27 protein-coding genes and 1 pseudogene are annotated in these 25,627 nt (G+C 67.7%); 10 read left to right on the top strand and 18 right to left on the bottom strand.

Going from position 1 to position 25,627, the window contains the following annotated elements; genetic code table 11:
* Positions 1-24: 24 nt before the first annotated feature.
* The 7 genes and pseudogenes from DI276_RS01240 to DI276_RS01215 form a co-directional block, all read right to left on the bottom strand.
* Positions 25-342, bottom strand: a pseudogene (locus DI276_RS01240) (lysine 2,3-aminomutase); the annotation flags it as partial.
* A 116-nt stretch (positions 343-458) separates the two neighbouring features.
* Positions 459-794, bottom strand: coding sequence for a hypothetical protein (locus DI276_RS49655; protein ID WP_157984441.1), 336 nt, complete (start codon positions 792-794; stop codon positions 459-461).
* A 15-nt stretch (positions 795-809) separates the two neighbouring features.
* Positions 810-1,253 (bottom strand): GntR family transcriptional regulator, encoded by a 444-nt coding sequence (locus DI276_RS01230; RefSeq protein WP_232836370.1) that lies wholly within the window; start codon positions 1,251-1,253, stop codon positions 810-812.
* Entirely contained in the window at positions 1,151-1,414 is a 264-nt protein-coding gene (locus DI276_RS51760; protein ID WP_232836414.1) for a GntR family transcriptional regulator, read from the bottom strand. The genes DI276_RS01230 and DI276_RS51760 overlap by 103 nt, the downstream gene beginning before the upstream one ends.
* A 178-nt stretch (positions 1,415-1,592) precedes the next feature.
* Positions 1,593-2,996 (bottom strand): vanillate/3-O-methylgallate O-demethylase, encoded by a 1,404-nt coding sequence (gene ligM / locus DI276_RS01225; protein WP_112261371.1) that lies wholly within the window; start codon positions 2,994-2,996, stop codon positions 1,593-1,595.
* A gap of 42 nt (positions 2,997-3,038) precedes the next feature.
* Complete coding sequence (locus DI276_RS01220) at positions 3,039-3,734, bottom strand: 4-carboxy-4-hydroxy-2-oxoadipate aldolase/oxaloacetate decarboxylase (protein WP_112261370.1); 696 nt, start codon at positions 3,732-3,734, stop codon at positions 3,039-3,041.
* Positions 3,731-4,453 (bottom strand): PIG-L deacetylase family protein, encoded by a 723-nt coding sequence (locus tag DI276_RS01215; RefSeq protein WP_112261369.1) that lies wholly within the window; start codon positions 4,451-4,453, stop codon positions 3,731-3,733. Before DI276_RS01215 ends, DI276_RS01220 begins: the two co-directional genes overlap by 4 nt.
* Before the next feature lie 233 nt (positions 4,454-4,686).
* Between DI276_RS01215 and pabB the strand changes: the two genes are divergently transcribed.
* From pabB to DI276_RS01180, 7 genes are all read left to right on the top strand, one after another.
* Positions 4,687-5,910 carry an aminodeoxychorismate synthase component I gene (gene pabB, locus DI276_RS01210; RefSeq protein WP_112261368.1) on the top strand — a complete coding sequence of 408 codons (1,224 nt, stop codon included), beginning with the start codon at positions 4,687-4,689 and terminating at the stop codon, positions 5,908-5,910.
* A gap of 189 nt (positions 5,911-6,099) precedes the next feature.
* On the top strand, positions 6,100-6,912 hold the full coding sequence (locus DI276_RS01205; RefSeq protein WP_112261720.1) for a methylenetetrahydrofolate reductase: 813 nt from the start codon (positions 6,100-6,102) through the stop codon (positions 6,910-6,912).
* Complete coding sequence (purU, locus tag DI276_RS01200; protein WP_112261367.1) at positions 6,912-7,784, top strand: formyltetrahydrofolate deformylase; 873 nt, start codon at positions 6,912-6,914, stop codon at positions 7,782-7,784. The genes DI276_RS01205 and purU overlap by 1 nt, the downstream gene beginning before the upstream one ends.
* Before the next feature lie 19 nt (positions 7,785-7,803).
* Positions 7,804-8,148: a protocatechuate 3,4-dioxygenase gene (locus DI276_RS01195; protein ID WP_112261366.1), complete on the top strand. Its 345-nt coding sequence runs from the start codon at positions 7,804-7,806 to the stop codon at positions 8,146-8,148.
* Entirely contained in the window at positions 8,141-9,007 is an 867-nt protein-coding gene (locus DI276_RS01190) for a class III extradiol dioxygenase subunit beta (protein ID WP_112261365.1), read from the top strand. The genes DI276_RS01195 and DI276_RS01190 overlap by 8 nt, the downstream gene beginning before the upstream one ends.
* On the top strand, positions 9,004-9,708 hold the full coding sequence (locus DI276_RS01185) for an alpha/beta fold hydrolase (protein WP_112261364.1): 705 nt from the start codon (positions 9,004-9,006) through the stop codon (positions 9,706-9,708). Before DI276_RS01190 ends, DI276_RS01185 begins: the two co-directional genes overlap by 4 nt.
* Before the next feature lie 17 nt (positions 9,709-9,725).
* Complete coding sequence (locus DI276_RS01180; RefSeq protein WP_112261363.1) at positions 9,726-10,004, top strand: muconolactone Delta-isomerase family protein; 279 nt, start codon at positions 9,726-9,728, stop codon at positions 10,002-10,004.
* A gap of 14 nt (positions 10,005-10,018) precedes the next feature.
* Here DI276_RS01180 and DI276_RS01175 read toward each other — a convergent pair whose 3' ends face one another.
* The 9 genes from DI276_RS01175 to DI276_RS01135 form a co-directional block, all read right to left on the bottom strand.
* Positions 10,019-10,690 (bottom strand): response regulator, encoded by a 672-nt coding sequence (locus tag DI276_RS01175; RefSeq protein WP_112261362.1) that lies wholly within the window; start codon positions 10,688-10,690, stop codon positions 10,019-10,021.
* On the bottom strand, positions 10,687-12,285 hold the full coding sequence (locus DI276_RS01170; RefSeq protein ID WP_112261361.1) for a sensor histidine kinase: 1,599 nt from the start codon (positions 12,283-12,285) through the stop codon (positions 10,687-10,689). The genes DI276_RS01175 and DI276_RS01170 overlap by 4 nt, the downstream gene beginning before the upstream one ends.
* The gene (locus DI276_RS01165) at positions 12,285-13,487 is read right to left on the bottom strand and encodes an MFS transporter (RefSeq protein ID WP_112261360.1); all 1,203 of its coding nucleotides are present in this window, start codon (positions 13,485-13,487) and stop codon (positions 12,285-12,287) included. The genes DI276_RS01170 and DI276_RS01165 overlap by 1 nt, the downstream gene beginning before the upstream one ends.
* A gap of 40 nt (positions 13,488-13,527) precedes the next feature.
* On the bottom strand, positions 13,528-14,472 hold the full coding sequence (locus tag DI276_RS01160) for a fumarylacetoacetate hydrolase family protein (RefSeq protein ID WP_112261359.1): 945 nt from the start codon (positions 14,470-14,472) through the stop codon (positions 13,528-13,530).
* Positions 14,473-14,482: 10 nt separating this feature from the next.
* Complete coding sequence (locus DI276_RS01155; protein ID WP_112261358.1) at positions 14,483-15,424, bottom strand: VOC family protein; 942 nt, start codon at positions 15,422-15,424, stop codon at positions 14,483-14,485.
* Positions 15,425-15,448: 24 nt separating this feature from the next.
* Complete coding sequence (locus DI276_RS01150; protein ID WP_232836369.1) at positions 15,449-16,483, bottom strand: amidohydrolase family protein; 1,035 nt, start codon at positions 16,481-16,483, stop codon at positions 15,449-15,451.
* Positions 16,480-17,604, bottom strand: coding sequence for an FAD-dependent monooxygenase (locus tag DI276_RS01145; RefSeq protein ID WP_112261356.1), 1,125 nt, complete (start codon positions 17,602-17,604; stop codon positions 16,480-16,482). The genes DI276_RS01150 and DI276_RS01145 overlap by 4 nt, the downstream gene beginning before the upstream one ends.
* The gene (locus DI276_RS01140; RefSeq protein ID WP_232836368.1) at positions 17,601-18,533 is read right to left on the bottom strand and encodes a fumarylacetoacetate hydrolase family protein; all 933 of its coding nucleotides are present in this window, start codon (positions 18,531-18,533) and stop codon (positions 17,601-17,603) included. Before DI276_RS01140 ends, DI276_RS01145 begins: the two co-directional genes overlap by 4 nt.
* Positions 18,534-18,682: 149 nt before the next feature.
* Entirely contained in the window at positions 18,683-19,663 is a 981-nt protein-coding gene (locus DI276_RS01135) for a LysR family transcriptional regulator (RefSeq protein ID WP_232836367.1), read from the bottom strand.
* An 80-nt stretch (positions 19,664-19,743) separates the two neighbouring features.
* On the opposite strand from DI276_RS01135, the gene DI276_RS01130 reads away from it, so the two are divergent.
* Together DI276_RS01130 and DI276_RS01125 are read left to right on the top strand one after the other, a co-directional pair.
* On the top strand, positions 19,744-20,673 hold the full coding sequence (locus DI276_RS01130; RefSeq protein WP_112261354.1) for an MBL fold metallo-hydrolase: 930 nt from the start codon (positions 19,744-19,746) through the stop codon (positions 20,671-20,673).
* A 292-nt stretch (positions 20,674-20,965) separates the two neighbouring features.
* Positions 20,966-21,394 (top strand): DUF6069 family protein, encoded by a 429-nt coding sequence (locus tag DI276_RS01125; protein ID WP_198680392.1) that lies wholly within the window; start codon positions 20,966-20,968, stop codon positions 21,392-21,394.
* 208 nt (positions 21,395-21,602) lie between these two features.
* Here the strand turns inward: DI276_RS01125 and DI276_RS01120 are convergent, their stop codons facing one another.
* Positions 21,603-22,259 carry a TetR/AcrR family transcriptional regulator gene (locus DI276_RS01120; protein WP_112261353.1) on the bottom strand — a complete coding sequence of 219 codons (657 nt, stop codon included), beginning with the start codon at positions 22,257-22,259 and terminating at the stop codon, positions 21,603-21,605.
* A 121-nt stretch (positions 22,260-22,380) separates the two neighbouring features.
* On the opposite strand from DI276_RS01120, the gene DI276_RS01115 reads away from it, so the two are divergent.
* Positions 22,381-23,589, top strand: a complete 1,209-nt coding sequence (locus tag DI276_RS01115) for an FAD-dependent oxidoreductase (RefSeq protein ID WP_112261352.1) — start codon at positions 22,381-22,383, stop codon at positions 23,587-23,589.
* Between the two features lie 565 nt (positions 23,590-24,154).
* Here DI276_RS01115 and DI276_RS01110 read toward each other — a convergent pair.
* On the bottom strand, positions 24,155-25,537 hold the full coding sequence (locus DI276_RS01110; protein ID WP_112261351.1) for a KamA family radical SAM protein: 1,383 nt from the start codon (positions 25,535-25,537) through the stop codon (positions 24,155-24,157).
* Between the last annotated feature and the right edge of the window lie 90 nt (positions 25,538-25,627).

Below are 25,627 nucleotides of genomic sequence, written 5' to 3'. Positions count from 1 at the left end.
CCGAAACGGCCCCATCGTGACCCGTCAGGCCTGGTCGGTCCACCACTTCTGGCCGGCCTCGCCCAGGGTGGAGATCGGGTCGTAGTAGGGGTAACGGCGATCGAGCGCCTCAGGGTCCTCGAGTTCGATCCCGGTCCGGTAGTTCTTGGTCCAGTACGAAATGCCCAGCTCACGGTCGTACTCGGCGAGCTGGTGCACCCACCGCTTGCCCACGTACGGCACGTCGCACACGATGCGCGGCGTCGCGTAGCCGGGCAGGTAGCCCATGATCGCGTGCTGCAGCTCCTGCGCCTCCCACACCGACACCCGCCAGTGCTCGGCGTTGGGGATCATGTCGCACATGGTTTTCCGACACGCCCGGCGGCCGCGCGACCTGCGGCGATGCGTAGAGGCTGGGGTGAATGTCGATCATGGGGCCCCTCTGGGCCCCTTGAGGTTACGCAGCTCGGCCTTGAACACTATCTAGCGGCTGAGCCCGTCTTGATCTTGGGGTCGTGCCCGAGGGAACCACGGTCCCGCCGTAGGTCCAGGCTGTGATTCCCAGGGGGCACGAAGATCCCGTCGCCATGATCGAGCACCGCGCAAGACAGCTGGCCGCACAGAGAGGTTTGTGGCGCGCCGGATGCGTTGAGAGGCGCACGTCCGACAGCGAAGATCGCGATGCCCTCATGGCCGCTCGGCGTGCGGCGATCGTCGCTGCGGTCCAGCGGCTTTTCCCAGCCGTCAACGACACCGCGCAGGACGACCATGAACTCCAAATGCAGCGGCAGCAGGCAGAGTCGTGACGCGCGCACGTAGGTCCATGTGGGTCAAAGTCGACCAGCAGAATCCCCTGAGGCGATTTCCTGCAGTGCTGTGTTGACGCTGCGCAGGTGAGCGCGCGCCGCTTCTTCCGCGGCGGCGGGGTCTCGGGTGCAGATGGCGTCGATGATGGCCAGGTGCTCGGGCAGAGAGACGTTCGGCCGACCGGGGTGCATCGCGAGCTTGAACTGGTGCCGCATGCTCTGCGCCCGCAACCGCTCAAGCACTGCACGAGCCGCGTGCTGGCCGCTGATCTCTCGCACGCGCCGGTGCAGTTCCTGGTTGAGCTCGGAGTAGCCGAGCACGTCACCGCCGGACACGGCCGAGCTCATCTTCTTGCTGATCGCCTTCAGCTCCTTGACCTCGTCGCGGCTGATGCGCTCGGCGGCCTTGGCGGCGCAGAGGCCTTCGACGACCATGCGCACCTCGCAGATCTCGACCGCCTCGTCCACCGTGATTGCACGAACCTGGCGCCGCGGTTCTGCACGCGTTCGACCAGCCGTTCGTTGGCCAGTTCCACGAGCGCGGCGCGCACGGAAGCACGGCTGGCACCGAACTGTTCGCACAGGTCGGCCTCGACCAGACGCTGGTTTGGAACGAAGTCACCACCCACGATGGCGTCGCGGATCTGGTCTGTGATCGAGCACGTTGCAGCGGCCTGTTCCACGCTGACCGTCACAGCGCACTCCCGTTCATTTGAACTGGTCCGCCGGGGTGAGGCATGTTCCGCCTCACCCCGGCGGGACCGGTGCCGCCTTGTGCGCGGCTTGATGGGTCTGGATGGATGCGGATCAGACCGAGACTGAGGTGCGCCAGCCCGCCTGGTAGGCGTCGCGCGCCATGACCGAGTACGGCGCCGGGCTGACGATCGCGCGGACCGCGAACTGCTCGTGCGGCTGCACCGTGGTCTTGCGGCTACCGCCGTTGGGCTCGCCCCAGATCACGCGGACCTCGGCGCCGAGCGGGACGTCGGGGTTGATCGTGGCGAGGGAGAGCGCCTTGCGCTCGTTCGCGCTGTAGCCCGTGAAGAGGGAGAGACCGATGTTGTTGCCGTCGGCGTCCACGATGGAGTCGAAGTTGGACGAGCCGTAGTTGGCGTTGGGCAGGTCGAAGAACTGGTAGCCGGAGCCCTCGGGGTCGACGGGGGAGGCGAGGAGCTTGGCGACGTCCTCGGGGTCCCAGGCGAGGGTCACCTTGCGACGCTGCTGCTCGGGATCGATCGCCTGCAGGGCGTCGCGGCCGATGAAGTCGTGGTCGAACTTCACGAAGGAGCCGTACCCGAGCTCCCACGGGTTGAGGTAGTAGTCCTCGATGTGATCGGAGACGAAGCTGCCGGCAAGGGCGTTGGTGGCCTCGTAGCTGTCGGCGCCGAGCCACTCGCGGTACGGACGCAGCTCGTCGCTGGTGTAGACGGCGGGCAGCGGGGAAGGGATCCAACCCGATTCCAGGGTGTTGCAGGAGTAGGCGCGCGCTCCCGCGGGTTCGAGGCCGAACTCCCGGCCGGCCTCGAGGATCGCGTCGCGGATCTTGTCGTAGCTCTCGTACGGACCCCAGATCTCGAGGCCCGGAGCTCCGGCCATGCCGTGGCGCAGCGTACGGACCTGCTCTCCGGCGATGGTGATGTGCCCCATGCGGAAGAATTTGACCTGCTCGACCGGCCCGCCGTTCACCTTCTCGATGACCTCCCAGGCGCGGGGGCCCTGGATCTGGAACCGCCAGAGGTCCCGGGTGACCTGCTTGCCGTAGGGGCGGGAGGGGGAGCGCTGGTCGAGTCGCAGGTCGACGTCGTAGCCCTGCTCGGCGTGGAAGGACAGCCAGTTGGCGACCGGCGCCCGGCCGACGTAGGTGAACTGGTCCTCGGCCTCGCGGAAGAGGATGCCGTCGCCGATGACTCCGCCTTCGGGGGAGACGGGCACGAACTGCTTCGCGGTGCCGACCTCGAACTTCGCGACGCTGTTGATGCCCGTGTCGGACAGCAGCCTCAGCGCGTCCTTGCCCGAGATGAACAGGTTGACCATGTGGTGGCTCTGGTCGAAGAGCACGGCCGTGTTCTGCCAGGCGGTGACCTCGCGGCGGAAGTTCGTGAACTCGGACGGGACGACGGGGTAGATGTACGCGCCGAGCTGGGAGTTGCGGAGCAGCTCGACGGTGTTGCCCGCCCGGTCGAGGACGTCCTGGAGGTTCTTCGCGGTCATGTCTTCCGTTCCTTCGGGAAATCGGGGTGGGCGGGCGTGTTTTCAGAGCCCGTATTCGCTGGCGGGGACGTACTCGACGCCGAGTTGGGTGAGCTTGTCGCGCAGTCCGTAGCGGTCCAGGCCCAGCTCGCCGTCGCGGAAGGCTCGGCGCGTGGCCTCTTCCTTCTCCGACCGCGCGTGCGACTTTTCCAACGCCTTGTCGACGTCCGCACGTGGCACGACCATGACGCCGTCGTCGTCGGCGAGGACGGCGTCGCCTGGGCGGATCGACTGGCCTCCGATCGTGACCGGCACGTTGACGGCGCCCGCGGTGGCCTTGACGGTGCCCTGGGCGCTGACCGCGGCGGTCCACACGGGGAAGTTCATCTCGTGCAGCTCCGCCACGTCGCGGACACCGGCTGCGGTGACGAGGCCCCGGACTCCCCGGACCTGCAGTGCGGTGGCGAAGAGTTCGCCGAACATGCCATCGGTGCTGGGGGAGGTGGTCGTCACGACGAGCAGGTCACCGGGACGGCATTGCTCGATGGCCGCGTGGATCATGAGGTTGTCGCCCGGCCAGGACACGACAGTGACCGCCGTTCCACCGATGCGAGATCCGAGGTGCACCGGACGGAGGCTGGGGCCGAGGAAACCGGTGCGCCCCAAGGCTTCGTGCACTGTGGCGACGCCGTACTCGGCCAGTTTGTCGACCTTCTCGATCGGCGCACGGGGCGGGTCCGTGACGATGACCGTCCTCATGCGAGCTCCTCGGTGACCTGCGGGTAGAGCCGCATGTAGGCCTCGCCCATGGTGTTGTGGGCCAGGCCCAGGTTGGGGCCGGCGTTGCGCTTGACCTGCACGCCGCGGCGCTTGGCCAAGTCGCTGTAGTACTCCCACATGTGCTGTTGGGCGGGCAGGCATTCCATGGCCTTGCGCTTGGTCTCGAACACGGGAGTGATGTCGAGCAGGACGTTGGGCTTGAAGTCGCACTGCTCCGGCTGGTGCGGCTCGAAGAAGAAGACCGGCGGCGCACCGAGCGGATCACCTGGCGCGTCGTAGCCGATGGCCTGTGCGAGCACGCGTGCCTGCAGCGCCATGCGCGCAGCGGCAGGGTGGTCGCCGTTGTAGGGGTCGAGCAGCGGGTGCGTCAGGACCACCGAGGGGTTCACGTCCCGGTACGCCCGCACGATGCGGTCGACGAGCTCGTGCGACTCCAGCAGCGGGTAGTCGCCGGCGTCGAGGAACTCGATCTCGGCGCCCAGCACGTCCGCCGCGGCTTCGGCCTCGCCGCGCCGAATCGCCTTGATCTCGTTGAGAGACTTGCCTTCCCGCCACGCCTTCGCCGATTCGCCACGCTCGCCGAAGCTCAGGCAGAGAACCTTGGCCCGATGACCTCGACTGGTGGCCAGCGCGATCGCACCCGCGGCACGCCATACGAAGTCTCCTGCGTGCGCGCTGATCACCAGTGTGGAACTCATCCTGGCAACTCCTCGATCGTCGTTGACTCTCGGCACCGACAGTAGGAGCCGGACCCGCCCCGTCATCAGGTCGTGGCGACCGGTCCTTGCTACGTCATTTGACTCGCCGACCACAGGTTGATTGACGTCGGGAAAGTCGACATCGGACCGTTTCGGCAGGTTCGTGCGGGGACTTAGCGTCTGGTTACGGGCTCTTTCTATGCGCTGGGAGACGGCGGGAGGGCGGCCGATCAATGAGATTCAGTCCTGTGTGGGCGCGGTTCGATGATCTTCGCAGCGGGATCGCGCACCGCTTTCCGGACTTCGCCTACGACCTTGAGGCGTGGAAACCAGAGCACGTCGCCGAGGTTCTGTCCGAAGTGGACTCCGCTGCCCGGAACGGCTGGTGGGCCTTCGGATTCGTGTCCTACGAAGCGGCGGCCGGCTTGGACCCCTCGCTCGCCGTCCACCGTCCGAGCGGCGAGCTTCCCCTGACCTGGTTCGGGATAACCCCTGCTCCGGAAGTAGTTCCGGTGATCGAGTCACCGCCGCGGCGAACCTGTCGAACAGGCCCCTGGCGCTACGACTGGAAACAGGACGAACACCGCCAAGCGGTCGAGGCGGTGAAGCGGCACATCGCCGCAGGTGACACCTACCAGTGCAACCTGACCACACGCATGGCGGCCGACGTCGAGGGCGATGTCTCCCAGCTGTACGCCGACCTGGTTCACGCACAGGGTGGCTCGTACAACGCTCTGATCGACACCGGGCGGTTCGTCATCGCCAGCGCCAGCCCGGAGCTGTTCTTCGAGACAGTCGGCAACCGTCTGCGCATGAAACCGATGAAAGGCACCACGCGACGAGGCCGCACGTTGGCGGAGGACCGTGACCTCGTTGCGAAGCTGCGCGCGAGTCCCAAGGAGCGCGCGGAGAACATCATGATCGTCGACCTGGTGCGCAACGACGTCGCCAAGCTGGCCGTCCCAGGGGGAGTGGCGGTCACCGCTCTGTGTCAGGCAGAACGGTACGAGACCGTTCACCAGCTGACGTCCGAGGTGACCGCGGTACTTCGGCCCGGCGTGGGGATCGAGCACACCTTCCGCGCGCTGTTCCCGTGCGGCTCGGTGACCGGGGCACCGAAACAGCGCACCATGGAGATCATCCGGGACCTCGAGCCGACCCCCAGAGGTGTCTACTGCGGCGCGATCGGTTTCGTGGCACCACACACCGAAGACATCCGCGCCCGGTTCAACGTGGCGATCCGCACCCTCGTCGTCGATCGCGACCAGCAGCGGGGGATGTACGGGACCGGCGGCGGGATCACGTGGGACTCCGACCCCGCGGCCGAGTACGCGGAACTGCGGGCGAAGGCCGCAGTGCTGACGGCACGGCGCGACCTGCGGCAGCTGCGGCCGGCCATCCGTCCACATCGGTCATTTGTCGCGGTCAAGTCGGCCTCGATGCCCGACGAAACGTGACGCTCACGCGGCTGTACTGAACGAGGCGGTGTTGCTGCCGCCCCGCAACTCGCCAGTCCGGCCCATGACGTTGTCCTGAGCTGACCCCGTCACCCAGATCGAAAGGAGGACCGGGTGGTCAACCTCAGCAGCACGGAGGCGGCCGAGGGCCGACGCCGGCGAAGGAGTCTCGCCGACCTCGTGCGGAACATGGGCTACGAGGTCATGCCCTTCAAGAACACCGAGCAGGACGTGCTCGACCACGTCCCCAGGAGTGTCCCGCTCACGGTCACCGTGACGGAGGCGAAGGGAATCGACACCACCCTCGGCCTCACCGAGCGACTGCTTGGTCACGGCTACCAGGTCGCGCCACACTTGCCTGCCCGGCAGTTCGTCGACGACAGGCACGTCGCCGACGTCATCGCACGGCTCGTCGAGGCGGGCACGAGGTCGGTGTTCGTCATCGGCGGTGACGCGCCGACGCCCGCAGGTAGGTTCACCGACGCGTTCTCGCTGCTCCAGGCGATGGGCGAGATCGGCCACCCGTTCGACCAGATCGGAATCGGTGGCTACCCCGAAGGACACGGGTCGATCCCGCAGGACGCCATCGATCTGGCGCTGAAGCAGAAGTCGCCGTTGGCCACTCGCGTCGTCACGCAGATCTGCTTCGACGCCAGGACCACGGCCGACTGGGCCGCTCGTATCGCCGAGGACGGTGTCGACCTTCCGGTCTTCGTCGGCATGCCCGGACCGGTGACGAGGCAAAAGCTCATCCGCATCTCGGCCGGCATCGGGCTGGGACAGTCCGCGAGGTTCCTGCAGAAGCAGCAGAGCCTGCTCTGGAAGTTCCTGCTGCCCGGCGCCTACCGGCCCACCAGGCTCGCGCGAGCGTTGGGAGCCGCGGCGTCGAAGATCCCGAACAACATCGCCGGACTGCACATCTTCACCTTCAACGAACTCGGCAAAACCGAGCTGTGGCGGCAGGAACTGCTGGCCGCGGTGCGAGACAAGGACGATCGCTGATGGCCGCGACTCATTCCGAAGAGGACTACGGCCGGCTCATCGTCCAGGGCGCGGACCAGCCGGGCATCGTGTCGCGCGTGTCCACCGTCCTGGCCGAGCACGGCGCCAACGTCGTGGCGCTCGACCAGTCCACGAGCGACCCCACCGGCGGGCGGTTCTTCCAGCGCACCGTCTTCACCCTGCCGAACCTCTCGACGAAGCTGCCGGAGCTTGAGCGGTCGCTCGACGAGAAGCTGGTCGCCGACTTCGGCCTGTCGTACCGGCTGGTCGAGGCCAAGCGCCGCAAGCGCGTCGCGATCATGGTGTCGAAGGCCGACCACTGCCTCCTCGACCTGTTGTGGCGGCAGCGCCGCGGCGAGCTGGACATGACCATTCCGATGGTGATCTCCAACCACCCCGATCTCGGCGACGACGTCCGCCAGTTCGGGATCCCGTTCTTCCACGTGCCGGTCGAGAAGAACAGGAAGGACGTCGCGGAGAAGGAACACCTCAACCTGCTCAAGGGCAACGTCGACACGGTCGTCCTCGCCCGCTACATGCAGATCATCTCCGGCGACTTCCTCGACGAACTCGCTGTTCCGGTGATCAACATCCACCACTCCTTCCTGCCGGCCTTCATGGGCGCCGGCCCCTACCAGCGCGCCAAGGAGCGCGGGGTGAAGCTCGTCGGCGCCACCGCCCACTACGTGACCGAAGACCTCGACGAGGGCCCGATCATCGAGCAGGACGTCATCCGGGTGTCGCACGAGGAAACGACCCGCGACCTCCAGCGCAAGGGCGCCGACGTCGAACGGCTCGTGCTGTCGCGGGCGGTCGCCTGGCATTGCGACGACCGCGTCATCCGTGACGGCAACACCACCGTCGTCTTCTAGGAGTGTGAGGGACACGACTATGACCAAGGCACAGGACAACTACGTCCTCGACATCAGGCAGAACCGGCGTGGTTACGCGCTGAACAAGATGTTCGGCTCGCTCACGTCCGCGGCGAACCGGGAACGATTCGCCGCGGACGAAGCGGGCTACTGCGACGAGCACGGTCTCACACCCGAGCAGAAGGCATCGGTGCTGGAACGCGACTGGATCAGGATGCACGACCTGGGAGCGTCCATTTTCTACTCGTTCAAGCTCGCGATGATCGACAAGAAGTCGATGCAGTACCTCGGCGGTGTCTTCACCGGGATGACGGCCGAGGAATTCGCCGAGGCGCTCAAGGCTGGAGGGCGGAAGTGTGGCTGAAGTGATCTGGGGCCTGGCGACTTCGCACGTGCCCTCCATCGGAGCGGCGATGGACCACAAGAAGACCGAGGACCCGTACTGGAAGCCGCTTTTCGACGGGTACGCCCCCGCACGGGAGTGGATGGCCGAGCACCGGCCGGACGTCGCCGTCATCGTCTACAACGACCACGCGAACTCCATCGGTCTCGACCTGGTGCCGACGTTCGGCATCGGAACGGCGGAAAGCTACGACGTCGCCGACGAGGGCTGGGGACGTCGTGCGGTGCCAAGGGTCGTAGGCGCACCGGAGCTGAGCGAGCACCTCGTCGTTGAGCTCATGGACGACTCGTTCGACATCGCCACCTTTCACCAGCTCGACGTCGATCACGGTCTCACCGTGCCGTTGTCGGTCTACTGCCCGGAGCCCGGCGATGCCTGGCCGTGCGCCGTCGTGCCGATCCTGGTCAACGTCATCCAGTACCCGCAGCCGACCGCGGCTCGCTGCTACGCCCTCGGGCAGGCGCTCGGCAGGGCGATCCGGTCCTTCCCGAAGGACATCAGGGTTGCCGTCTTCGGCACCGGTGGCATGTCCCACCAGCTGTCGGGCGCCCGAGCGGGCCTGATCAACACCGAGTTCGACCGGATGTTCCTCCAGGCGATCGAGACGGAGCCGGAGAAGCTCGCGGCGCTCACCCGTGAGGACTACATCCGAGACGCGGGAACCGAGGGCATCGAACTGATCATGTGGCTGGTCATGCGCGGCGCGCTCAGCGACTCCATTCGCCGGGTGCACGACACCTACCACGTGCCGGCCTCGAACACGGCGGCCGCACTGGCGTTGTTCGAGGATCTCGGTGCCTCGGGTGCGGTGAGCCGATGACCCCTTTCGTGCTGCTGCATGGTGCCTGGCACGGCGGCTGGGTGTGGCAGCGCGTGGCTCCGTTGCTGCGCGCTGCCGGCCACGAGGTCCACACGCCGACGCTCACAGGTCTCAGCGACCGCGCGCACACGCTGCACCCCTCGGTCGGTCTCGGAACACACATCGAGGACGTCGTCGGTCTCGTCGAGGCGTACGACGCTCACGACGTCGTCTTGGTGGGGCATAGCTACGCGGGGCAGGTCGTCACCGGCGTCGCCGACCGCGTCCCTGATCGGATCCACAAGCGGATCTACCTCGACGCGTTCGTCGGAGACGACGGCGAGGCCGCGATCGACCTGCAGCCCACGACCATCGCCGGCCACTACCGCGAGTCGGTCGCCGGACCAGGTTTCGGCTGGCTCATCCCCGTCCGATCGCTGCAGGTTCTCGGCGTCACCGAACAGTCCGATGTGGACTGGTTGTCCGCACGGCTCACACCGCACCCGTGGCGCACCTACACGGAGCCGCTGCGGTTGTCCGGCGCCGTGGAACGCGTGCCAGCGGCTTTCATCGAATGCACCGACTGGATGCGCGTGTTCGAGACGCACGCCGAACGCGCCGCTGCTCGTGACTGGCCGGTCCACACGATCGCGACCGGTCACGAGGCGATGGTCACCGCGCCCAAGGAGCTCGCCGACCTGCTCCTCACCGTGGCCGCCTGAGACCTGGAGGACGAAACATGGAATTCCTGGTTCGCACCGAGAACCTGCTACCGGCCGACACGCCGGACGAGACTCGCGAGCAGCTGCGCCAGGGCGAGCGTGAGCGTGCCATGCAGCTCAGGGAAGCTGGTGTGCTCAAACGGCTCTGGCGTGTGCCGGGCCGCAACGCCACCGTCGGGCTGTACGAGGCCGAGGACCCGGCCGCGCTGCACGACGCGCTCACCTCGTTGCCGATGTGGAAGTGGATGGACATCACTGTCGAGGCGTTGGCCACCCATCCACAGGAGCGCGCGTAGTTCGCCGTTGGCTCTCAGACCTGTGGCGCAACGAGTCCTTCCCGAACCGCGACGAGCGCCGCCTGTGTCCGAGAGGTCAGCCGCAGCTTGCGGAGCACGTTGCTGACGTGCGTCCGTGCGGTGCGCTCGCTGATGACGAGATCTTTCGCGATAGCTTTGTTGGACTGTCCTGTGGCCACCAGACAGAGCACCGCGCGTTCGCGATCGGTCAGCGCGCTCAGTCCGGTCTGCGGTGAGAGGATCTCCTGGGTCAGTCGCCTGGCGATCGCGGGATCGAGGAAGACCTCACCGCGGGCCGCCGCCTGGATGGCGGCGGAGACCTCTGTCGGCCCGGCGTCCTTGAGCAGATAGCCCGAAGCGCCGTTGGCCAGCGCGGTGTGCACGCGGTCCATCTCACCGAAGCTCGTGAGGATCACGACGCGCACGGACGGGTAGGCAGCGCTGACCCCGGCGGCCACCGTCGATCCGTCGATCCGTGGCATCAGCAGGTCCAGGAGAACGACATCCGGCAGCTCGCCGTGAGCCGACATGGTCTCGAGTTTGTCGAGAGCTTCCTGCCCGTCACTCGCCTCTCCGACCACCTCCATGTCGTCGAGCACCTCGAGGTAGGCGCGAATGCCCCTGCGGACGACGGCGTGGTCGTCGACGATGAGGACTCGGGTCGCGGCAGCAGCGGTGTGGGTCATGGCGTCTGTCCTCGAAGCTCTGGTGAGGGCGAAATCAGAACCGGCGGCTGTTCCAGTCGAACGCCGGAGTTGAGGGGAACCACGAGCCGGACTGTGGTGCCCGATCGCTTGCGCGGTTTGACGGTGACCGTTCCACCCCACCGTTGTGCCCTCTCCCGCATCGTGCTGAGGCCGTAGCCGGAGGAGGGCGTGGGGGAGCTGACGGCAGCCTCGATCAGTCCGCGGCCGTCGTCGGAGACGGTGCCGGTGAGCTGTTCCCCGCGGATCGCCAACCGGATGACCACGCGCGCAGCCTTGGCGTGCTTGACGACGTTGTGGATCGCTTCGGCGAGGATTCGGTAGACGTCCTCGGCGGGTTCGCCCTGGACGTGATCGAGGCCGCGACCGATGGTCAGCGTGAACCGCAGTCCGGTGCGGTTCGTCGTGCTTTCGACGAGCGCGCGTACGGACTCCTCGATGCCTCCGGGTTCGGTGCTGGAGGAGGGACGCAGTTCGTGGACCATCGCCCGCAGGTCGGTCAGGACGGTCTGCGCGAGCTGGCCCACCTCGTCCGCGAAGCGCTGGACCGCAGTGGTCCGCAACGCGCCGTCACGGCCCGCCAGCACCTCCAATGACTTGGCCTGCATCGAAATCGAGAAGACCTGCTGCACGATCGAGTCGTGCAGGTCACGGGCAAGCCGTTGACGCTCCTGCCTTCGGACCACGTCGCGTTCCCGTTCCATCAGCGACGCGTAGTCGACGGCGATCACTGCCTGTTCGGCCATCGCGACCAGGAACTCGACGGTGCGGGCGCCGACGTCCTGGCCAGGCGCGAAGTAGGCGTTCAGCACTCCGGCGGGGCGTCCGCGGATGATCAGGGGAACGCTGGCGAACGAGTCCCACCTGAGTTCGCCGAGGTACTCGATCAGCGGCTCCCACCTGGGGTCCTCGCGGATCGTCTGCCAACGATGGGGTACCACGATCGGTTCTGTCTGCCGCAGCGCGTCGAGCATCTTCAATGATGCTCCCCTCTCGCGACACTCCAGGAGGGCGTCGAAGAAGCCGGGCCAATGGCGGAAGCCCGCCGAGCCCATGATCCGCAGGACTCGGCTGTCGTCGTCCACGGTGAGGATCTGCACGCCGGCCAGAGCGTCGGTTTGCAGAACCTCGTACGCCAGTGCGTCCAGCGTGGCCGACAGCGATCCTTGCGTCGCGAGCTTCGCGGCGGTGCGGGCCACTGCGGCGATGCGCCGCAGCCGACGGCGTTCGTCGGTGACGTCGCGGAAGGAAATCAGCGACACGCCCGTCCCGTCCGAGGAGCGCTGAACGCGGTAGGCCAGCTCCCGCCGGGCTCCGTTCGGCGGCTGCCACCTGATGACCTGTTCACCAGGGTCGTCGAACAGACCCGCCGGTTCGGCAGCGACGTTGTGAGCGAGCTGGAACGGAGTGGTGATCCCGGCAAGGTCCTGTCCGGCAGCGCCCAGTACACGAGCGCCGGTGCGGTTGACGCACAGGAACCGTCCTGCGGCGTCGACGACGGCGAGCCCGTCAGGAGCGTCGAGAGCCAGCCGCGCCCACGTCGCCTCGTGGAGATCGCCGTCGCCTGAGGTTCCCATCACCGGTAGGCGCGGGCGGGGACGGCGGAAGCGGGCGCCGGGTTCTGCTTGCGGAAGGTCAGGAACAGCGCGGCTCCGACGATGACGGAGAGCACCCCGAGTGCGCCGATTCCGCCCTGCAGCCCGCCGGTGAAGACTGCCAGCCCCGCCACGACAAGGGGGGAGAGGAACTGGCCGACGAACGCCGTGCCGGTCCACAGCCCGGTGCCGCGCCCGCGCTGGGGGAACTCGACGTTGTCCAGCACCCACGAGATGAGCGTCGGGAAGAGCAGGCCGCTCGCGAACCCGGTGATGACGGCGCCGATCATTACCACCGTGACGCTCGACGTGGCGAAGACGATGACGAGCCCGAGGCCTGATGTCGCGAACTCGATGGGCAGGAGCACTCGCCTGCCCAGCTTCGCGAAGCGCCCGTAGAGCGCCGCGCCGATGGCGATGGCGATGGCGAGCACGCCGGTCAGCAGGCCGGTGGTCGCGGTGGACGTGATCCCGATCGAGGTCAGCACGGTGGGCAGTTGGACGATGAGGATGTAGAAGACCACGCCGCCGAACAGCGTCACCCCGCACGGCGTGGCGAGCGCGCGCCACGGAACGCCGTGTGAACGCGGATCCGCCGGCTCCGACGATCGCTGGGGCGACCACAGGAGCCACGCCATCGGGACGACGAGCACCAGCGCGATCGCGTAGACCCAGAACGGTGCGCGCCAGCCCCCGGCCCCGAGCGCGCCGCCCAGCGCGATGAAAGCAACCCCGCCCAACGACGCCGTCGTCGCCTGGAGACCGATGTAGCGGTCGCGCTTCGCCTTCCAGTAGTCGCCGATCAGCGTGGTTGCCGCCGTCGTGATGCCGGCCTCGAACACTCCGACGAACGCGCGGCTGGCGATGATCGAGCCGATGCTGTCGAGCCAGAGGGGTGCGGTGCCGGCGACCGCGTAGCCGACCATGCCGACCTGCAGTACCCGCAGTCGGCCGAGCCGGTCGACGATCTGTCCCGCGAACGGAGCGGTCAGCCCGATGACGAGCGCGGGGATGGTCAGCACGATCGGCACCAGGACCTCGATGCCCGGCACGGACGCGAAGTGCTGAGCGATGAGCGGGAGCACGGGTGCGATCAGGACGGCCCCGAGCACGGGCATGGAACTGGCCGCCAGTAACAGGATGAGCTGTGGCAGCCCTGCGGTTCGGGATGCGTCGGTGTTCATGAGGACCTCCACGGCGTTGTGGGGACAGAACGGGACAGATTCAGGGGCGCGTGCGAGGGCGGGACCGGGCACTCGCGATCGGGTGCGGTTCGCGTCCGGCGACGACTGTGTTGCGGAGAGTGCCGAGAGCCTCGACCGTCATCGTGACCACGTCTCCGGGCTGCAGCGGGGGCAGATCGGTGCGGCCGCGGCCCCACAGTTCGGCGAGGCAGCCGCCGTTGCCGCAGGTGCCGGAGCCGAGGATGTCGCCGGGACGAACCTCGGTGCCGCGGCTGGCGTAGGCGACGAGGTCCTCGAACGGCCAACTCATGTTGGAGAGCAGGTCACGACCAATCTCGATGCCGTTGACCGCAACCGTCATCCCGAGTGCGAGGAATCCGTCGGCATCGCGGTAGGGCTCGAGTTCGTCGGCCGTGACCAGGACGGGGCCGATCGTGGTGGCGAAGTCCTTGCCCTTGCAGGGCCCGAGGCGGACGGCCATCTCGCGGAACTGGAGGTCGCGTGCCGACCAGTCGTTGAAGATCGTGTAGCCGGCGATGTGGGCGGACGCGTCGCCGGGGGCGATGTCGGCGCCACCCCTGCCGATGACCGCCGCGACCTCGCACTCGAAGTCCAGTTTGGAGCAGCCGGGCGGCACTGCCACGTCGTCGTGTGCGCCGACGAGCGCATACGGGTTGGTGAAGTAGAACGTTGGTGCCGCGTACCACTCCGGCCCCACTCCGGCCCCGGCTGTCATTCCCTCGACGTGCTCCTCGAACGCGACGAAGTCGCGCACGGTGGGTGCCTCGAGCGGTGGCAACAGCCGCATCCCGGCCAGCGGGACGGCGTCGCCGTCGGCCACAGCGCGGGCTCCGGCGTCGAGGAGCCCATCGGTACAGAGCAGGTCGAGCACCGTGGTCCCGGCAGGGAGGCGCAGCAGCGTGTCGTCTTGCACGACCCCGCACCGCACCTGCCCTCCGGGTTCGGAGATCGTGGCGAATCGCATCGGCCGGCCCTCAGACGGGCGGGGCCAGGAACAGGCCCCGGTCCGGGTCGTTGAACGACTTCTTCGCGACGAACTCGTTCATCTGGTTGGCGGTGCCCCACTGGTCGGCCACGTCGGGCTCGGAGAGGTCGTGCAGGCCGGGGTGCCAGGTGTCCTCGTCCAGGAGTTGCAACTCGGTCGTGTACTCGACCGTGTTGCCCTGCGGGTCGAGGAAGTACGAGAAGGTGTTGTTGCCTGCCTTGTGCCGGCCAGGCCCCCAGATCTTCTCGACGCCGGCCCGCAGGAGACGTCCGGTACCGCGCATGTACTCGTCGATCCCGCGCAGTTCGAAGCTCGCGTGGTGCAGGGACGGGTGCGGGCAGCGGGCGATCGCGAAGCTGTGGTGCCAGGGGTTGCACCGCAGGAACCACATCATGTGACCCATCCGCGGGTGGGTGAGGATGTCCGACAGCGCGAACCCGAGATGGCGCTGGTAGAACGCGACGGTGCCCTCGGGATCGGCGGAGTTGACCACCACGTGCGACAGGCGCACCGGGATCGACTCGCCTTCTTCGATCTTGCGGTGGGTCCGCTCGGCGACGCCGGCGGAGATTTCGACGGTGCGGCCCTCGTTGTCGAAGAACCGGAACCCGTAGCCGCCGCCGGGCGTCGCGAGCGCTCCTGGCTCTGACACGAGAGTCACGCCACCCCGTGCCAGTCGGCCGGCGAGTGCGTCGACGTCGGCCGGGGTCGCGGCACCGAACGCGATGAGGTCGATGCGCTTGTCGGTGGCCTGACGAAGGCGCACGATGTACTGCTCGGGCGAGCCTTCCGCGGCGAGGAAGGACAATCCGGTGTCCGTGGCGACTTCCGTGAGACCCCACTGTCCGGTGTAGAACGCCTGCTGGACGGCCAGGTCGGGCACGGCGATGTCGATGTGCCGCAAGTGCGTGATCAGGCGCGCAGCCGTCATGTCTGGCATCAGAATTCCCTCCTGTCAGAATTCCCTCTGGGGGACCAGCCCCAGCTTCTGTGCGGTGCCGCCGGCGATCGCGGCGCGGTCGGCCGGGTCGAGGCCGGCGGCGTCGAGGCGGGCAACCGGATCGGGCACGCCCATGTCGAATGGGTGGTCGGAGCCGAGCAGGACCCGGTCGGCGCCGACGGCGGCGACCAGAGCGCGCAGTGCCTGCGGGGTGTGGACGAGCGAGTCGAACCAGATCCGGCGCAGGTAGGCCGAGGGTTCTTCGGCACACTGCCGGGCTTCGCTGCGCACCTGCCAGGCGTGGTCGGAGCGACCGAGGTAGGTGGGCAGGTAGCCGCCGCCGTGCGCCGCGACCACCCGCAGGTTCGGGTGGCGGTCCAGGACCCCCGAGAAGATCAGGTGTGAGAGGGCGACGGCGTTCTCCACCGGTTGTCCGACCGTGTTGGCCAGGTAGAACCGGTCGAGTCGCTCGTCGAGTGAGCAGCCGAAGGGATGCAGGAACACCACGGCGGCGGTCTCGGCGGCCCGCGCCCACAACGGGTCGAGCCGTGCGTCCGACAGTTCGACGCCGGGGGCGAAGGAGGAGATCTCAACGCCCTTGAGACCGAGACCGAGGGCGTCGTCGAGAGCGGCGACGCACAGATCGGGATGCTGCAGGGGGACCAGCCCGAAGCCCACCAGCCGGTCGGGGGCCCGGTAGACGACGCCCGCCACGCCGCGATTCGCCGCTCGGCAGACGGCGGTCGCGAGGCCGGGGCCGGCCCAGTAGTGGTAATGCGACGGGGACGGCGAGACGACCTGCACGTCCACGCCCGCGGCGTCCATATCGGAGAGGCGCCGCTCCACGGTCGTCAGCGCGGGCAGGGCCGCACGGACCATCTGCCCCGACACCGCCATCGACTCCGCACCGTGGCGCCGCGCGTCGAGCGCGCGGTGCTCCGCGAGTGCCGGCTGGTCGGCGACCAGCGCCTCCACCTCGGGGACAAGGCAGTGGGCGTGCACGTCGATCACGAGGTCCTTGCCCGGCTGGGGCTCCACTGGAGTGTTCACGGCCGCTCCGTGAGCAGGGAGTGGACGCGGCCCAGCAGTCCTGGCAGGTCGCCCCGTTCGCCGGCCAACAGCCATCGGCACATCTGCACCGAACCCTCGACCACCATGCGCGCGCGGTCGAGCCGCCGTGCGGTGAACGCCGACCACAGGTCCTCGTCCAGGATGTCGCGGTCGGTGAGCAGTTCGGCCAGGACGAACGCGTCCTCCAGCGCCTGAGCGGCCCCCTGTGCCATCGTCGGCGGGCAGCAGTGGGCGGCGTCGCCGATCAACACCGTGCGGCCGCGGTGCCACGGCCCATCCAGGAGATGCCACTCGAACCACGTGTAGTTCACCTGGGACGGGTCGGTCAGGTTCTCGCGAATGTCGTCCCACGCGCCGTGGTAGTGCTCGGCGAGCCCGCGAATGGTGGCCAGCCGCTCGTCGTTGGAAAGCGTGCTGCGGTCCTGCGAGTCCTCGACGAGGTAGGCGTACAGCGTGTCCTCGCCAGTCGGGCAGTACCCGGCGATGTAGGCCGCGCCGCCGTAACTGAGGTCGGTGCGGGTCACCGACGGTGGCCGCTTCGCGAACGCGCGCCAGATCCCCATGCCTACCGGCTCGGTCTCCAACTGGATGCCGAGCGTGTCACGGGTCCACGACCGCACCCCGTCCGCACCCACGACGAGGTCGTAGCGAGCGCGCGTGCCGTCGGAGAATTCGAGGTCGACCCCGTGGTCGTCCTGCTCGAGCGAGACGGGCCGAATACCGGTTCGCACCTTCGCACCCAGCTCGACAGCGCGATCGACGAGCAGGCGTGCCAGGTCGGGGCGGTAGATCCCCACCGTGGCAGGAAGGTCCGGACCGCCGGTCCGAGTGTCTGTCATCTCGGCCAGCAGCGTGCCGTCCGGCGTGCGCAGTGCGGCCGAGTCGAAGGCGTACCCCGCCTGCTCGATCCCTTTCCACACGCCGAGGCGGCGCAGGACGCGCAGTGCGTTGCCCTGCAGCGTGACACCCGACCCGAGGGCACCGACCTCCGGCGTGGTCTCGATGACCTCCACCGGCACGCCCGCTTCGGCGAGGAGGATGGCGACGCCCAGACCGGCCATTCCGGCGCCGATGATCCCGACGGACTCCACGGCGGTCACGGCGCGACCACCCGTGTGCGCTGAACACCCAGACCGGTGATCGTGCCGGTCATGACGTCGCCCGCACGCAGCAGACGGCCGTGGGCGATGCCGTTGCCGGCAGGGCTGCCGGTGAGCAACAGGTCGCCGGGGCGCAGCGGGGTCGTTCGCGACGCGGCGGCGACGATCGCGGCGACGTCGCAGATCATGTCTTCGGTGGACTCGTCCTGCATCACTTCTCCGTTGAGCTCAAGCCGGATCTGTGGGTGCTCGGGCACGAACTCAGCGGGCACCAGGTAGGGGCCGAGCGGGGTGAAGCCAGGGGCGTTCTTCGCCCGGAACCAGTCGGAGCCGATCGCTGGCATGTCGCGGCGGAACACCAGGTCACGCGTGGTGAGGTCGTTGGCGATCGTGTAGCAGGCGACGTGTTCGAGGGCGCGTGCGCGATCCACCTGGAACGCCTCTCGGCCGATCACGACGGCCAGCTCGAGCTCCCAGTCGTGCTGCTGCGAGTAGGCGGGCAGCACGACATCGTCGTAGGGGCCGGTGATGGCCGAGGGCAGTCCGATGAACAGGTACGGGTCGCTGTCGGCGGTGCGGCGTTCCATCGCCGCGGTGGCCTCGGCCCGTACCTCGGCCTCGGGCCGGTCGCCGGGGGCGTGCTTGACCGCGAGCTCGATGACGTGGGTGCGGTAGTTCGCACCGGCCTGAAGGACCTGACCCGGCACGAGCGGACGCCGGACCTGTTCTCGCTGCAGCGGGCGGGTGGCCTGGTCGGTCAGTGTGTGCAGCGTCCGTAGCACCGAGTCCCAGTCCTGCAGCAGCGCGTGCACGGTCGGCCCGAGATCGGAGAGGTCTCGCCAGGTGGGAGCTCCGTCAAGATCAACGACCAGCGCAGGACGCTCCGCGGTGTCATCGGTGACCGTGGCGAGAGCGAAAGGGGTAACCACAAGTGGTCCTTCCATTTGCTGTGACGGCCACCACTGTCTTCTGGACCGACCACATCAGGGAAGCCGAAATCGCTGATGCCCCACATAAGGCAGACGAATGTCGCTTCAGCGCACCCTGCCTCTGTCGGCGGAACTTCCGCCACGAAACCTCAGGTTCGTCGGTTGAGGTGCTGGGTCGTCTCGGTGAGGACCGACCGCAGCCAGGCGTGACCAGGGTCGCGAGTGTGCAGCGGATGCCACCACAACGTCTCCACGACCGGCACCACGCCCCAGGGGCATGCGAGCACCCGGAGTCGGTTGCCGGAAGCCAGCATCTCCGCGAGGTGACGCTGAATGAGTCCGAGGCGGCGGGTTCCGGTGATGTAGAACGGCAGGGCGAGGAAGCTCTCGACGACCGCCTCGACCCTGGGCTCGATGCCCAGTTGCTCCAGCTGTCGCACGGCAGCGAGGAATCGGGTCGGTCCGTGGTAGGTGAGCACCCAGGGCATCTCGGCGACGTCCGTCATGGTCAGGACGTCACCGACCGCATTGTTGTCCTGATCGACCACGCACACCCATTCGTCGGCGAACAGGTCGATCGCGGGGAGGCCGAACACGAATCCGCGCGGAAGGATCATGCCGTCCACCCCGCGGAGCCAGTCGGTCGTGCTGTTCATCGCGGTGCTCGACTGACTCTCGAACCGCAGCACGACACCTGGAGCCTGCTCCCCGAGCACCTGCGCGACCCGCGGACCGATCACGGCCATGGCGTAGTCCGAGACCTGCAGGGTGAAGGTGCGCCTGGAGGTCGCCGGATTGAACACGGCCTCGCTGGCGAACACGCGCTCGACCTCGTTCAGCGCGTGTGACGTGCGGAGCCGCAGCGCCTCGGCGAGTGGACTCAATTCGGACGTGTTGCCTGAACGGACGAGCAGTGGATCGTCGAAGTGTCGTCGCAACCGGGCGAGCGCGCCGGAGAGGGCGGGCTGGGAGAGACCCAGGCGAGCGGCGGCGCGTGTCACCGACCGTTCCTCGAGCAGCACGTCCAGCGACACAAGGAGGTTCAAGTCCAGGTTGGACAGGTTCACAGCGGCCTCCGCATCGCGCTCGTTGATGTGGGACATCTGCCTGGTGTGGGCTCGCACGAGCACGCCAGGTCATCAGTCTCACCGATGGCGGGTATACGCGAAATCAGCTTCCCGATCGGACTAGGGGGTCCGAGGGTAAACGCATGAGTGACGGTGCTGTGAGCGATCCTCGGATCGAGGACCTCGGTGGGGGCATCTATGCCTACGTGCAGCCCGATGGCGGTTGGATGATCAACAACACCGGGATGCTCGTCGGGCGGTCCGGGACGGTGGCCGTCGACACCTGCTCGACGGAACGGCGCACCCGTGCGTTCGACGCCGCCATGCGTGCCGTGTCGCCGGGACCGGTGCACACCCTCGTCAACACTCACAGCCATCCCGACCACACCGCCGGCAACGGTTGGCTTCCCGGGGCCACGATCGTCGCGCATGAGAACACCCGGTCGGAGATGCTGGCCATGGCCGCCGGGCCGCGGCTCACCGGGATCTTCGAGCCGATCGACGACGGCTCGCTACCACTGGCACCACCGTTTCTGACCTACCGCGAGGGTGTGACGCTGTGGGTCGACGACCTGCGCTGCGAGGTCCGCCATGTGGGTAGTCCAGCGCACACCACGAACGACTCGGTCATCTGGGTGCCGGAGCGTTCCGTCCTCTTCGCGGGCGACCTGCTGTTCGCGGGCGGAACACCCTTCCTACTCTCCGGTTCTGTCGCAGGCTCGATCGCGGTCCTGAAGGACGTGATCACCGCGTTCGGCGCCACCACGATCGTGCCCGGCCACGGCCCGGTGTGCGGTCCCGAGGTCATCGACGATGCGCTGGGGTACCTGTATTTCCTCCAGGAGGTCGCGAAGCAGGGCGTCGCGGCTGGACTCTCGCCGCTCGATGCCGCCCGTGAGTGCGACCTCGGTCAGTACGCCGGATGGCTCGACAGCGAACGCATCGTCGGCAACCTGCACCGCGCCTACGCCGAGGAGAACGGGGCCGCTCCGGGCGCACGCATCGACGTGCCGGCCGCGTTCCGCGACATGGTCACCTACAACGGCGGCCGCCCGCTGACTTGCAGGGCCTAATGAGATGAACTTCGAGATCCGGCCGGTCGAGCACTCGGCGCAATTCCTGCGGCTCGGCGCCCGACGGCTCAGCGGTGGACGCCCAGGCCGGAGCCGTGTGCGCCGCCTCGGCGGCGATCGCCGCGCCCCACGCGCCACCCCCGCTACAACACTCAGCTCATCGTGGCCGGACCACGGCTGTGACCACGACACCGCCATGACATCCGGTATCGGCGCTTGGTCGAGGACGCCGTCACTGCCCTGCTCGAGAACCTGAGCTGACGCCATCCGCAGAGCCCCAGGAGAGACAGTCATGGAAACGAGCAAGATCAAGGTGACACTCAGCCTGCTGGCCGCGATCGTGCTGGCCTCCATCGCCAACACCGTCGTATCCGTCGCCGCCCAGGCGCTGGGCGCCTCACCCGAGGTGATCCAGGGCCTCACGCCCCAGGCCTACGTGTTCCTCACCGCGGTCGGCACGGTTGTGGCCGCCGCGGCGTGGGCCCTGATCCGCCGGAAGGCCGCCCGGCCGAACGCCCTGCTGCGCAAGCTGGTGCCGATCGTCGTCGCCGTCTCACTGCTGCCCGACCTGCCGCTGTTCGGCATCCCCGGCGCGAGCCCGCTCGGCGTGGTCGGCCTCATGCTGATGCACGTCGTGGTGGCGGCGATCGCGGTACCGATCTTCCAGAAGGTGCTGCCACTGCCCGCGGACAAGCCGCAGAACGCCGCCATCCCCGCCTGATCACCGAAACAGAACTGGACGCCTTCGAAACCGAAGGCGTCCACTCGGGGTGGAATCCGTACCGCTGGCCCGCTCGTTCGAACCATCCATGGGCACTGGGTGAACCCATCGGGGCGGGTCAGAAGCCTGCAACCGAGACATGGCAGCACATTGTCCTCAACAGTCCACTAAGGACCATCCCGGGGATCCCCTCACCGGCCGGACACTGTCAGTCGGACAGCAGGTAGCGCACCGCCGTCGCTGCCAGATTGGCGATGAACGCGTCGTCGTCGACTGGCAGCGAGCTGGCGAATCCAGGACCGTATGCGACACGGATGACCGATGCGGCGAACACCGTGCTGAAGCAGGAGCTGACCGCGGCCTCGACATCGGGGTGCGTGATGGTGTCCGCCACCCGCAGGATCACCTTGGCGAATCCGTCCCCGTGCTCCTGACTGTAGCGCGAACCCCGGCGCCGGACTTCGGGATGCGACGCGGAGATCAGGATGACCGCCCGCAGAAATCGTTCGTGGCGAAAGAACATGCCGACCGTTTCGGCCACCGCCGCACGGACGAGTTCGGCCGCCGACAAGTCCGCCCAACGGCTGTCGTCGGCGAAAACCCGCTGCTCCGCGCGCAGGCTCTGCATGCCGTGTTCGTAGATGGCGAGGAAGAGAGCGTCCTTACTGGTCGTGCGGGCGTAAATCGCCGGCGGCGCGACCTGGGCCCGCTCGCACACGGCGGCGATGGTGAACGCCTCGTACCCGCCGTCCTCCAGGATCGACACTCCGGCGTCGAGCACCCGGTTCCACGCCTCGCGGCTGCGCCGCTGCTTGGGCGGTCGGATCTCCAGGTCGGCCGCGGGCGCCGACTCGGCCTCACCCATGACGTCGTCTCCCTCATCCCCGATACATCCCAGGTCTTGACAAAACCGTAGCGCACATTACAAACTGCGAAAACAGTAGCGATCGCTACTGTTTTTCCTCTCGATGTCGCGAGGTCTCCCCATGGCCATCCCGCACTCCAACGGACCCTGCGGCCGCGTAGCCATCCTCGGCGCCGGACCGGCCGGCATGGCCGCGGCCCTGTCCATCGCCCAGGCCGGTCACGACGTCGTCGTCTACGAGCGCTACCGCGAGGCACGGCCGGCGGGCAACATCCTCAACCTGTGGCCGCCGCCGCTGAAGGCGCTGCGCGCGCTCGGAGTGGACATCAACGACTTCGGCTCGCCGACGGACACCGAGTTCCGCAGCATCAGCGGCCGCGTGCGCGTAGACGTCAAGCAGGACCCGCAGACCAAGCGCTCATACGGTGGCGGGTTCATCGGACTGCTGCGGCCCGAACTGTACGAACGAATGCTCGCCGCCATCCCGTCGGGCACCATCCGGTTCAACCAGCACGTGACACGCATCGAGCAGGACGACCACGCAGTCACCCTGCACTTCCCCGACGGCACGACAGCCCAACACGACCTACTGGTCGGCGCCGACGGCATCGACTCGCTGGTACGGCGCACGCTGTGGGGAGACGCGCCCAGGCGTGAGCATCGGCTGCACATCTTCGGTGGATTCACCTTCTCCGACGTTGCTGGCACCGAACCGAACAAATCCGTCCTGACACACGGCAGAACGGTGCAGGGAAGCTGGACGTCGATCCGGCACAAGGGCCGCGACGGCTTCCAATGGTGGGTGCTGACCGCCACGGATCCCGACGCCCCAGCGCCGGCCGACCTCAAGGCCGCGGCCACCGCGTTGGCCGAGGGGTTCCTCGCCCCCCTGCCCGGACTGATCGCCCAGACAGAGCCGGACAACGTGCAGCACTGGGTACTGCGGGACCGGCCACGCCTGAAGCAATGGTCCAAGGGGCGGGCCACCCTCGTGGGCGACGCGGCACACCCGACCTCACCCTACGCAGCCTACGGCGCCGGCATGTCCATTGAGGACGGCTACTTCCTCGGCCGCGCATTGCGCGGCGTCGACCTCACCGATCTCACCGCTGTACAACGTTGTCTGCAAAGCTACGAGGACCCGCGCAAACCCCACACCGCCCGGCAGGTCCAGCAGGCATGGATCCTCGGCAAGGTCTTCCACCACGCCCCGGCACCGCTACGGCCCATCCGGGACTTCATCTTCGACCACACCTCGTTGCTGCAGAAGGTCGTGGGCGACAACAACTACCGCGAAATCAACAAGCAACTGGCCCTCATCGAAGACTGACGTGTCGCTGGCGCGTTCCCGCTGCCACGCTTGGGAACGGGCAACAGGAACGCCCCTTGGGGCGAAATGTCAGTGGTTCGCGGCGGGTCTCCAGACGACGCCTTGACGGATCGCTCGGGCCTGGATGAATCGAGCGCTGCCGCCCGCGACGACCAGCGGGACGGCTCCGATGACCAGAAGTGCAGGCGAAGGCCCGTTGACGGGGCCGGTCAGTGGCCAGCACGACGAGCGGGCCGGCGAGCTGGCCGATGAACAGTGCGTTCGAGCAGGTGAGCTGAGGCCGTGACGTCAGCCGCAACGTGATGCCAGCAGGCCACCCCTGCGCGTTCGGGAAACGCGCACCGAGCAGGTGAGAACGCCTCAGTGGTCAGCGCACCGGCGATTCAAGGCATGAGCTCCGATAGTCCAATGTGGAATAACAGTGCCGTCCACTTTGGACTTCCTGGGCCCCTTCTGGGCCCCTTGGTGTCGAGGCGCAACGAGACACTATGGGGTCTGACCAGGCAAAACATGCTGATGGGGCCGCCTTCGGAAGGTGCTCCGAAAACGGCCCCATCGTGACCCGTCAGGTCTGGTCGGACCACCACTTCTGGCCGGCCTCGCCGAGCGTGGAGATCGGGTCGTAGTAGGGGTAGCGGCGGTCGAGTGCCTCGGGGTCCTCGAGTTCGATCCCGGTGCGGTAGTTCTTCGTCCAGTAGGAAATGCCCAGCTCGCGGTCGTATTCGGCGAGCTGGTGCACCCACCGCTTGCCCACGTAGGGCACGTCGCACACGATGCGCGGCGTCGCGTACCCAGGCAGGTAGCCCATGATCGCGTGCTGGAGCTCCTGCGCCTCCCACACCGACACCCGCCAGTGCTCGGCGTTGGGGATCATGTCGCACATGTAGAAGTAGTAGGGGAGGATGTTCGCTTCCCCTTGCAGCGCAAAGCAAAGGTCGAGCAGATCGTCCGGCGTGGCGTTGACGCCCTTCATCAGCACACCCTGGTTGCGCACGTCCCGGACGCCGACCTCGAGAGCAGTCCGCGCGGCCTCGGCGACGAGTGGCGTCACCGACTGGGCGTGGTTGACGTGGGTGTGGATCGCCAGGTTCACGCCGCGGCGCGAGGCGGTGCGGGCGACGCGCTCCAGGCCTTCGACGACGCGTGGCTGGATCCAGTGTTGCGGCAGGCCGGCCAGGGCCTTGGTGGCCAGGCGGATGTCGCGCACGGTTTCGATGTCCAGCAGGCGCATCAGGAACGACTCGAGTTGTGGCCACGGCACGTTGGCCACGTCGCCACCGGAGACGACGACGTCGCGCACGCCTGGGGTCTTCTTCAGGTACTCGATCATCTGGTCTTGGCGGTCGACCGGCTTCAGCGAGAGCTTGTGCTTGTCGATCAGCGGCGTCGAGTTGCCGACCAGGTCCATGCGGGTGCAGTGGCCGCAGTACTGCGGGCAGGTCGACACCATCTCGGCGAGGACCTTGGTCGGGTAGCGGTGGGTCAACCCCTCGACGACCCACATCTCGGCCTCGTGCAGCGAGTCGCGCTGGGAGTGCGGGTGCGACGGCCAGTGCGGGTCGCGGTCGGACTTCACCGGGAGCATGTAGCGGCGGACCGGGTCGGCCAGGAAGGCGTCGGTGAAGTCCGCAGGAGATGCGTCCACCGCCATCGTGTTGAGCATTTGCGGCGGCAGCAGCATCGACATGGTCGCGAAGGTTTCCTGGTCCGCGGCCAGGTCGTCGTAGAACTTCTCGGTCAGCAGGTCGCCGGTGACCTTGCGGAGCTGCTTGACGTTCTTCACGCAGTTCACCCGCTGCCACTGGGCGTCGCGCCACTGCGCCTCGGTCACGTGGGACCAGCCGGGGAAGCGCCGCCAGTCGGGTTCGACCAGCTCACGGCGCACGTACGTGTACGGCTGGCGGTCCAGCCGTTCCAACGCCGTGGGGGCGTCGTGCAGCGCAGTCATCCGTACTCCTCAGCGTCGAGGTCGCGTAAAGATATCCTGTCATATCGCTAGCGTGCCGTAAATATTTCAGCTCAAGCGCTGGTGGAGGGC

It is taken from the genome of Lentzea terrae, from assembly GCF_003265345.1.
GTDB classification, from domain to species: Bacteria; Actinomycetota; Actinomycetes; order Mycobacteriales; family Pseudonocardiaceae; genus Lentzea; species Lentzea terrae.
Note: the sequence above shows the minus strand (reverse complement) of the source record. Positions and strands in the feature narration are given on the sequence as shown.

Bases quoted from the DNA above. Each gene is read 5' to 3' on its own strand.
- ligM (WP_112261371.1), bottom strand. From the start codon at position 2,996: ATGACCGCGAAGAACCTCCAGGACGTCCTCGACCGGGCGGGCAACACC.
- DI276_RS01220 (WP_112261370.1), bottom strand. From the start codon at position 3,734: ATGAGGACGGTCATCGTCACGGACCCGCCCCGTGCGCCGATCGAGAAG.
- DI276_RS01215 (WP_112261369.1), bottom strand. From the start codon at position 4,453: ATGAGTTCCACACTGGTGATCAGCGCGCACGCAGGAGACTTCGTATGG.
- pabB (WP_112261368.1), top strand. From the start codon at position 4,687: ATGAGATTCAGTCCTGTGTGGGCGCGGTTCGATGATCTTCGCAGCGGG.
- DI276_RS01205 (WP_112261720.1), top strand. From the start codon at position 6,100: ATGGGCTACGAGGTCATGCCCTTCAAGAACACCGAGCAGGACGTGCTC.
- purU (WP_112261367.1), top strand. From the start codon at position 6,912: ATGGCCGCGACTCATTCCGAAGAGGACTACGGCCGGCTCATCGTCCAG.
- DI276_RS01195 (WP_112261366.1), top strand. From the start codon at position 7,804: ATGACCAAGGCACAGGACAACTACGTCCTCGACATCAGGCAGAACCGG.
- DI276_RS01185 (WP_112261364.1), top strand. From the start codon at position 9,004: ATGACCCCTTTCGTGCTGCTGCATGGTGCCTGGCACGGCGGCTGGGTG.
- DI276_RS01180 (WP_112261363.1), top strand. From the start codon at position 9,726: ATGGAATTCCTGGTTCGCACCGAGAACCTGCTACCGGCCGACACGCCG.
- DI276_RS01175 (WP_112261362.1), bottom strand. From the start codon at position 10,690: ATGACCCACACCGCTGCTGCCGCGACCCGAGTCCTCATCGTCGACGAC.
- DI276_RS01170 (WP_112261361.1), bottom strand. From the start codon at position 12,285: ATGGGAACCTCAGGCGACGGCGATCTCCACGAGGCGACGTGGGCGCGG.
- DI276_RS01165 (WP_112261360.1), bottom strand. From the start codon at position 13,487: ATGAACACCGACGCATCCCGAACCGCAGGGCTGCCACAGCTCATCCTG.
- DI276_RS01160 (WP_112261359.1), bottom strand. From the start codon at position 14,472: ATGCGATTCGCCACGATCTCCGAACCCGGAGGGCAGGTGCGGTGCGGG.
- DI276_RS01155 (WP_112261358.1), bottom strand. From the start codon at position 15,424: ATGACGGCTGCGCGCCTGATCACGCACTTGCGGCACATCGACATCGCC.
- DI276_RS01130 (WP_112261354.1), top strand. From the start codon at position 19,744: ATGAGTGACGGTGCTGTGAGCGATCCTCGGATCGAGGACCTCGGTGGG.
- DI276_RS01125 (WP_198680392.1), top strand. From the start codon at position 20,966: ATGGAAACGAGCAAGATCAAGGTGACACTCAGCCTGCTGGCCGCGATC.
- DI276_RS01120 (WP_112261353.1), bottom strand. From the start codon at position 22,259: ATGGGTGAGGCCGAGTCGGCGCCCGCGGCCGACCTGGAGATCCGACCG.
- DI276_RS01115 (WP_112261352.1), top strand. From the start codon at position 22,381: ATGGCCATCCCGCACTCCAACGGACCCTGCGGCCGCGTAGCCATCCTC.
- DI276_RS01110 (WP_112261351.1), bottom strand. From the start codon at position 25,537: ATGACTGCGCTGCACGACGCCCCCACGGCGTTGGAACGGCTGGACCGC.